2 protein-coding genes are annotated in these 3,800 nt (G+C 48.4%); one reads left to right on the forward strand and one right to left on the reverse strand.

Annotation, left to right across the window (positions count from 1 at the left end):
- Positions 1-3: 3 nt before the first annotated feature.
- On the forward strand, positions 4-2,478 hold the full coding sequence (locus WC903_09130; GenBank protein ID MFA5894107.1) for a GxxExxY protein: 2,475 nt from the start codon (positions 4-6) through the stop codon (positions 2,476-2,478).
- Positions 2,479-2,579: 101 nt separating this feature from the next.
- On the opposite strand, the gene radA is transcribed toward WC903_09130, so the two are convergent.
- Positions 2,580-3,800: DNA repair protein RadA (gene radA / locus WC903_09135; GenBank protein ID MFA5894108.1), on the reverse strand; the 1,221-nt coding region annotated here is incomplete at its 5' end.

Below are 3,800 nucleotides of genomic sequence, written 5' to 3' on the forward strand. Positions count from 1 at the left end.
AATGTGGTCGGGCGGTTAGAACTTATACAGAACAAGAGGAGTTTCCGGCGACGGATGCATATTACCGAAGCGCTGATAAATGATGGCGATTCGTCGGTTAAAGTAATCTGGTTCAATCAGCCTTATATCGGGAAAAATTTAAAAGAAGGCGATCTGATTTCAATCGCCGGCAAGGTGGAGGAAGATGTTAGCGGGCCGTATTTTTCGGCGCCAAGTTACGAACGCCTGACAGATTCCGCGGCGGTTCATACGCAAGGCTTGGTGCCGAACTACCACCTGACGGAAGGCTTGACGCAAAAGCAGCTGCGGTTTTTTTTGAGTCAGATTATTAAACTGGCGGAAGAGTTAAAAGATTGGCTACCGGAGGAGATAAGAAAAAAACATAAGCTATCGTCTTATACTGATGCGGTAAAAAAGATCCATTTTCCAAAAACTTTAGCCGAAGCGGAGACTGCCAGGCGAAGAATTGCTTTTAACGAGTTGATTTTACTGCAACTGCAATCACAACTGGTGCGAAGAGAGCTCGCTGATGCGCAAGCCGTCCCGATCCCTTTTCAGGAGGAGGCAACCAAAAAATTTGTCGGACGACTAAATTTTAAATTGACCAATGACCAGCGCAAGACGGCCTGGGCGATTTTGCGCGACTTGGAACGAGCACGACCGATGTCCCGTCTCCTGGAAGGCGATGTCGGCAGCGGCAAGACGGTAGTGGCCGCGTTGGCTCTCTTGAATGTGGCGCTGGCCGGCAAGCAGGCGGTACTCTTGGCACCGACCGAAATTCTGGCAAGCCAGCATTTTAACACTCTGACTAAATTATTTGCCGGCAATGATATTAAGATTGGATTGGTGACGCGAGGGCAGACGCGGACTAATGCGGACGAGATGCGGACTGACGCGGACACTACTACGCGGACTAATACGGACGAGATGCGGACTGACGCGGACACTACTACGCGGACTAATACGGACGAGACGCGGACTGACGTTGACTTTACACAGACCAAGGCGGACAGGAAAAAAAACAGTGAGGGTAACAAAGACTATATAATAAAAAATAGTGATATTGTTATTGGCACACACGCGTTGATTCAAGATAAGATTGAGTTCAGAAACTTGGCGCTGGCGGTGATTGATGAACAGCACCGATTCGGCGTCGAGCAACGAGCGAAGCTCTTAACGCGGACTAATGCGGACTTTACGAAGACCAGCACGGACGGGACAAAGAAGAACGAATTATTATATGAAGAATTAACCTATAAGATTAGGGGCGCGGTATTTGAGGTTAAGAAAAATTTAGGGCTTGGACATAAGGAAAAAGTATATCAAGGAGCTCTGGAAGAAGAGTTTAAAAAAATAAATTTAAAATTTGATAGAGAAAAAAGGATTGACATTAAATATAATGATAAAAAAGTCGGAATTTATCAACCCGATTTTGTTATAAACGATAAAATTATAGTGGAAATAAAAAAATTGCCTTTTGTGGGGAAAATTGAAAAGGAGCAAGTTTGGAGTTATTTAAAAGGGACTAATTATGAATTAGCCCTTTTAGTAAATTTTTCCAATACAGATGTGCATTTTGAACGCATTATCAACTCTAAACAATTTAGATCAGTCGGTGTTAAGTCCGCGTCCAGTCCGCGTGAGTCAGTGTACAGTCCGCATCTGTTGTCTCTGACTGCCACGCCCATTCCGCGAAGCTTGGCATTGGGGATTTATGGAGATTTGGATATTTCTGTTATCAAAGAATCGCCGCTGGGGCGTAAAAAAATACTGACCAAAATTGTTGCCGAGGACAAGAGGGCGGCGGCCTATAAATTTATCCGCGAGCAGATTATGGGCGGACGGCAGGTTTTTGTGATCTGCCCGCTGATTGATTTTTCTGACCGTTTGGGTGTTAAAGCAGTAAAGCAGGAGTATGAACGGCTGGATAAGCAAATATTTCCTGATTTAAAAATCGGTATTTTACATGGCAAAATGAAGGCGGCGGAAAAAGAAAAAGTGATGAGGGAATTTTTGGAAAATAAAATCAAGATTCTGGTTTCCACCTCGGTGGTGGAGGTCGGGGTGGATGTGCCGAATGCCAGCGTAATGATTATTGAAGGCGCGGAGCGGTTCGGCCTGGCCCAACTTCATCAGTTCCGCGGCCGGGTGGGCAGGAGCGTTCATCAGTCTTATTGTTTTCTCTTCAGCGAAAGCGCGGCGCCGGCTAGCCTTGCCAGGCTGGAAACGCTGGTTAACCATTTTGACGGATTTGAATTGGCTAAAATGGATCTGAAATTTCGGGGAGCGGGCCAGCTTTTCGGCACGGAGCAATCCGGCTTTCCGGAATTGAAAATTGCCACTTTGTTTGATTATGAATTAATGAAGGAGGCACGCGAGGCGGCACTTGCCTTGATTGATCAAGACAGTGAATTAAAAAAATGGCCGGAGCTTAAAGCGCTCGTCCGACCACTGCTGGAGAAAATTCACTTGGAATGATTGTCTGACAGCACCAACCTCACCCCGACCCCCTGCCCGCAATGCTTGCGCAAGCGAGGCAGGCGGGTCTCCTGGCTAGGAGAGGGGGAAACGATCAACGCCTACTCTAAATGTTTCACGATTTCTGAAACATTTTTTATTTTGCTGATTTTTAGTCCATCGGCTTTAGGCTGGCTCGCTGCCGGGATAAGCGCTTTTTTGAAACCAAGCTTAGCCGCTTCCTTCAATCGTTCTTCCAGGCGGGAAACATTGCGCAGCTCGCCGCCGAGTCCGACCTCGCCCAGAATCAGGGTCTGCCGGCTGATGGCCACATTGGAAAGGGAAGAGGCGATGGCGAAACAGGCAGCAAGATCAAGTGCCGGATCATTTATTTTCAGTCCACCCACCAGATTAAGAATAATATCCTGATTCATCAGGTTAATCTTTGCCCGCTTCGTCAACACCGCCGTAAGCACCTGTAGGCGATTCAGATCAAAGCCGGATGTCTTACGCTGAGGATAGCCAAAAACCGTCTTAGAAACGAGCGCCTGCACCTCAACCAAAAACGGCCGGGTGCCCTCAATAATCGCGCTGATCGCTGAACCTGCGACCGCCACCTCATCTGTTTCCAAAAAAACCGAACCCGCATCGGCAATTTCTCTAAAGCCCGTGCCCGTCATCTCAAAAACTCCGATCTCGTTCACCGAACCGAAACGATTTTTAGTCGCGCGCAGGATGCGATACTCGTGGTTATTTTCTATTTCCAAGTAGAGCACCGTATCTACGATATGTTCCAAACTCTTCGGACCGGCCAGCGCGCCGTCCTTGGTGATGTGGCCGATCAGAATTATGGCAATGTTATTTTTTTTGGCCAGCTCCAGGAATTTGACTGCCGAGGCGCGAATCTGGCTGATACCGCCGGCTTCGCCTTGGGCGAACGAGCTATAAACGGTCTGGATTGAATCAATGATAACCAGCCTGGGACGCGCAGTCTCCAGCGTGGCAACAATTTTTTCCGCGTTGGTTTCACTCAAAAATTTCAGTTTGGAAAGATCAATTTTTAACCGCTCCAGCCGGGAGCGGATCTGTTCGGCTGATTCCTCGCCGGAGACATAAACCACTGCCTCTGCCGCGGCCAGCCGGCCGGCGATTTGCGCGACTAAAGTTGACTTGCCGATGCCCGGCTCGCCGCCCAAGAGAATGAGCGAACCCGGCACAATCCCGCCGCCGAGTACGCGATCAAGCTCCCCGACGCCGATCGCGAGCCGTTTCAAACCCTCACCGCTTACTTCGCTGAAACTGATGAGTTTTGACGGAGCGATTTTCAGTTCTTTCTTTTGGCG

This window comes from Candidatus Margulisiibacteriota bacterium (genome assembly GCA_041658645.1).
GTDB lineage: Bacteria > Margulisbacteria > WOR-1 > O2-12-FULL-45-9 > XYB2-FULL-48-7 > JBAZZV01.